At 56.2% G+C, this 4215-nt stretch carries 3 protein-coding genes and 2 pseudogenes; 3 read left to right on the top strand and 2 right to left on the bottom strand.

The genetic code is table 11. The annotated features are described in order from the left end of the window. Positions 1-779 (top strand): annotated as a pseudogene (locus THIDRDRAFT_RS22880) (DDE-type integrase/transposase/recombinase); the annotation flags it as partial. 46 nt (positions 780-825) lie between these two features. Here THIDRDRAFT_RS22880 and THIDRDRAFT_RS22875 read toward each other — a convergent pair. Further along, positions 826-1659, bottom strand: a pseudogene (locus tag THIDRDRAFT_RS22875) (transposase). A gap of 88 nt (positions 1660-1747) precedes the next feature. Here THIDRDRAFT_RS22875 and THIDRDRAFT_RS24275 point away from each other — a divergent pair. Together THIDRDRAFT_RS24275 and THIDRDRAFT_RS22865 are read left to right on the top strand one after the other, a co-directional pair. Then, positions 1748-3160: an Lcl domain-containing protein gene (locus THIDRDRAFT_RS24275; RefSeq protein ID WP_007043310.1), complete on the top strand. Its 1413-nt coding sequence runs from the start codon at positions 1748-1750 to the stop codon at positions 3158-3160. A 262-nt stretch (positions 3161-3422) separates the two neighbouring features. Beyond that, positions 3423-3941 (top strand): Lcl C-terminal domain-containing protein, encoded by a 519-nt coding sequence (locus THIDRDRAFT_RS22865; RefSeq protein WP_007043309.1) that lies wholly within the window; start codon positions 3423-3425, stop codon positions 3939-3941. Between the two features lie 86 nt (positions 3942-4027). Here THIDRDRAFT_RS22865 and THIDRDRAFT_RS22860 read toward each other — a convergent pair. Beyond that, on the bottom strand, positions 4028-4215 hold a 188-nt coding region (locus THIDRDRAFT_RS22860; protein WP_040845934.1), incomplete at its 5' end, for an integrase core domain-containing protein.

Genomic DNA, 4215 nt, shown 5'->3' with positions numbered 1-4215 from the left:
CGAGGCCTCGCGTTCGGCACTCGATCGGTGCTTGCGTCGCCACGGGGTCTCCAACCTCAAGTCCCTGATCCCGCAGGAGGCGGACACCGCGAAGCGTCCGGTGAAGACCTTCAAGGACTACGCTCCCGGCTTCGTCCATGTCGACGTCAAGTACCTGCCCCAGATGCCCGATGAAGACCGCCGAAAATACCTCTTCGCGGCGATCGACCGTGCCACCCGCTGGGTCTATGTCGAGATCCTCGACGATAAGTCGGCGGCTTCGGCCAGTGGCTTTCTCGAGCGCCTGATCGCCAAGGCGCCATTCACCCTCACCAAGATCCTCACCGATAACGGCAAAGAGTTCACCGACCGTTTCTGCGCCACGGGGCGAGCGCTCGCCAACGGGACAGCATCGCTTCGATCAGGTCTGCGCCCAGCACGTCATCGAGCATCGCCTGACCAAACCCAGAACCCCACAGACCAATGGCATGGTCGAGCGTTTCAATGGGCGCATCGCCGAGGTGCTGGCCACGACACGCTTCGACTCGTCGCAAAGTCTGGAGCAAACCATCACCCGCTACGTCCAGGTCTACAACCAGCACATTCCGCAAAAAGCACTCGGACACATCGCTCCGATTCAAGCCCTCAAGGATTGGGCCGAGAAGCGCCCCGAACTATTCAAAAAACGAATATATAATCTTCGGGGACTTGACACCCACGAAACTCACGACCCTTGGTTACCCAAACGCCGCTCCGGGGCACTACAATGGTGTACGAGCAACTCCATCGGCGGAACTTGAATCCGCAATTTAATCAGACTATTACGGCATACGGTCAATTTTCGCATCATTGCAATCCCTTCCGCACGACGCGTCCGACGGTCGCCAAATGAACCCCAAAGTGCTGCGCGATCTCGCGATAGCTGTAAGCTCCGGTCGCATAGGCCGCGCGGATGGCCGCGTTGCGATCCGCATGCTGCGCGGCGATCACAGCCAACGCGGGCGCCGGGGCGCGACGTTGCACCTTGGGGATGGTGAGCACGTCGCCTCGAATCCGGGCCTTGGCCTGCATCCGCTCCACAAACGTGGAATCCCCCAGATAGACCTGCTGGCGAAGGTCGCTCCAGAAATCCCGCTTTCCGACGCCTTCGCTGACGAAGCGTTGATACTGAAGACGGGCCTCCTCGCGACGGTCACCGAACTGGCTCAAGAGTCCGTCCACCGCCAGCCAGGCAGGCGCAGGCACCATCCCGATCATGGCCCGGTAGCTGCTCCAAGGCCAAGCATCCAGAGTCGCGACAAGCCCTGCGCGCACCGGATTGAGGACGACGTAGCGGGTCAACTCCAGCAGATAGGCGTCTTTGTCGACCAGGATGCCCTTGAAACGACCCTGTAAGAGGTGGCCGACGCGGCCATGACGTCGGTTCGAGGTTTGCGTGTAAACGCCATTCAACTGGCGCATTCCCTTGGAGAGATTGCCCTCGACCGTCTCGATGATGAGGTGATAGTGGTTTGTTATCAGGCAGTAGGCGTGGCACAGCCAGTTGAAACGCTCCACCACCTCCGCGAGCACCCGCAAGAACGCCTCGCGATCGTCATCGTAGATTGGCTTGCGCCGATCACCACGCTAGGTGATGTGGTACAGCGCACCGGCGAACTCGATTCGGAGAGGTCTAGCCATCGCTCAACGATAGCGTATCAGGGAAGGTGGTACAATACGAGACTTGGCCCTTACTTGCTCTTCTTAGCCGATAATAAGGAGTTTACCCGTGTCTCTCGATCCGCGACTCGCTGCTCGCCCATTATCGCAATCCACCAACCGTTTCTCGTATTTTTTTATAACCCTCTTCGGCCTCCTGACAATCAGCGTCACCCAACCCTTGGCAGCAGAGCGCGACACTTCGTGGCAAGTTGCTGAGATATACATCGCCACTATGGGCTATGCCCCCGACTCAGAGGGTCTCGACTATTGGGTCAACAACATCGAGACCCTCTCGCAGTGGACCCAAACAACGGTAGCGCAGAGCTTCTTCGATCAGCCTTTGGTGCAGGCCGAGTATCCCAGCTCGCTTGGCTATGGCCCGCTCATTGAGGCCCTTTATCAGAACATCTTCGATCGAGCGCCTGACTCCGAAGGTTATGCCTATTGGCTAAGTGAGCTCGAAGCCGGGCGGGTGCAGCGCAATCAAATGATTGTCGCTTTGATCGAGGGCGGCTGGGCTAATTCGAATGCGGAAGAGGACATGGCGCGTTTCGGCAATCGGGTCAAAGTCGCGTTGGCCTTTGCCGACTATCAACGTGAGCATGCGATTCTCTACAGCCTGCTCTCGACCGAGGAGCAAACCGCTCTGCGTCAAGCCGGAAGTGACGTGTTGGACGGCGTCGGCAGCAGCGCGGAGGACGTCGATACCAGGATTGGACGTATCGCAGAGCTGCTGGCGTCTTTGCTCCCTGCGGACATTTACCCACTCAACGATACTGGTACCGAGTTGTGTGTGGATGGCGGTAGCTATTTTCTAGATTGCCCTGTTGTCGATTATCCCGGACAAGACGCGGAATCTGGTCGCGATGTGACGCACAACAACCCCGACGATGGCTACGCCGGCTTCAGCTTCACTAAACTCGACGACAGCGGCAACGACCTGTCGGCGGACGCGACTGATTGGTCATGCGTACGCGATAACGTCACCGGCTTGATCTGGGAAGTCAAAACCAAAGATGGCGGACTGCATGACAGGGATGACCTCTATGTCTGGTACAACACAGACTCAGCCACCAATGGTGGCTATGAAGGCTACGCCAATAGCGGCGGCACCTTCTGCTTCGGCCGTGTCATCGGCAGCACACCAGACGCCTATTGCAACACAGAGGCATTCGTAGCGCGTGTCAATGCCGAGGGACTGTGCGGCGCAAGCGACTGGCGGCTACCCACAGTCGATGATTTGCTCTCGATCGTTAATAACGATCAAGCTGCCAATGAATGGGCTTTTCCAGCGATTGACACCGATTATTTTCCAAACACTAGAGCTGTCGCACATGATTATTGGTCTTCAACGCCGACTTCTAGCGCTAGCGGTGATTCTTACACAGCATGGAGTGTCGATTTCTATAGTGGCAGCGCCGGCGACAACACAATGAAGTACGGAGCTCAATCTGTTCGCCTAGTGCGCGATGGGAATTAGATTAACCTCTATTTCATTCACAGATTAGCATCTGTCCGGCGGCATTAAATGGATGCCCTTGAGTTACCTGCATATTGACTCGACTGCCAAGCTACCGTATCTATAGTACAGAACCAAACAGGCACAAGATCGAATTATCGAATATTGTTAGGAGCGGTTCACTAACAAGTTGCATACTATATTGCGGGCAGTTGAGCGAACAGTAGGCTTTTGAATCCTATAGCGTATAACTTATTTCTCACTCGTTACTTAGGAAACACCCATGATTGAATACCTATGGCGCCCTCTAAGCGCAATTAGTTTAAGTCTCTTGCTCGGTGTGGTGCAGGCATCGGTGTTTTGCAGCGACCAGATTGCCGCAACCGCGCCAGACAGCCGTTACCAGGATAACGGCGACGGCACCGTGACCGATCTCGTTACCGGGTTAATCTGGAAGCAATGCGCCGAAGGGATGAGTGGCGCTGGCTGTGCCAGCGGTAGTGTCGAAACCTTCAATTGGCAAAAAGCACTACAGCGTGCCGAAGACTCGAACTTTGCCGGCAGCTCCGACTGGCGTCTGCCGAACAAGAACGAGCTGGCATCGCTAGTCGAGCGGCGCTGCTTTGGCTCGGCAATCAACGAAAGCTATTTCCCGAATACCCCGTACTCAGGCTCGTTTTGGTCTTCGACGCCGTATAACAGTCCCTACTTTGTGTGGTATGTCGATTTTAGATATGGCCTCGTTAGCCATGATACTAAGATCGACAACAACTACGTTCGCCTCGTGCGCGCAGGGCAGTGACTTGATTCGTCTGCCGACACTTTGATTAAGCAGATCGTGGCTCAGTGTAAAGTGGACCCCATGTCCAGGACAGTTTTCCCCCGAATTTAAGTTGTACTGGCCACCTCAATCGCAGCGGTTTGGCGCTGCCCCAGTGTTGTCTCGCCGAAGCGATCGACGATCTTGGCCCCACCCCCGTTTCCCGATCGGTAGACCGCATCAGGCGTGAGGTACCCCAGGGATTGGTGGGGGCGCTCTCCGTTGTAGAAGGCGAAATACTCAGTCAACCCCAGGA

The sequence above is a fragment of the Thiorhodococcus drewsii AZ1 genome, from assembly GCF_000224065.1.
In the GTDB taxonomy this organism is placed as follows: domain Bacteria; phylum Pseudomonadota; class Gammaproteobacteria; order Chromatiales; family Chromatiaceae; genus Imhoffiella; species Imhoffiella drewsii.
Note: the sequence above shows the minus strand (reverse complement) of the source record. Positions and strands in the feature narration are given on the sequence as shown.

What these genes read in the sequence shown, in the direction of transcription:
- THIDRDRAFT_RS22865 (WP_007043309.1), top strand. Translation starts at nt 3,423, where the DNA reads ATGATTGAATACCTATGGCGCCCTCTAAGCGCAATTAGTTTAAGTCTC.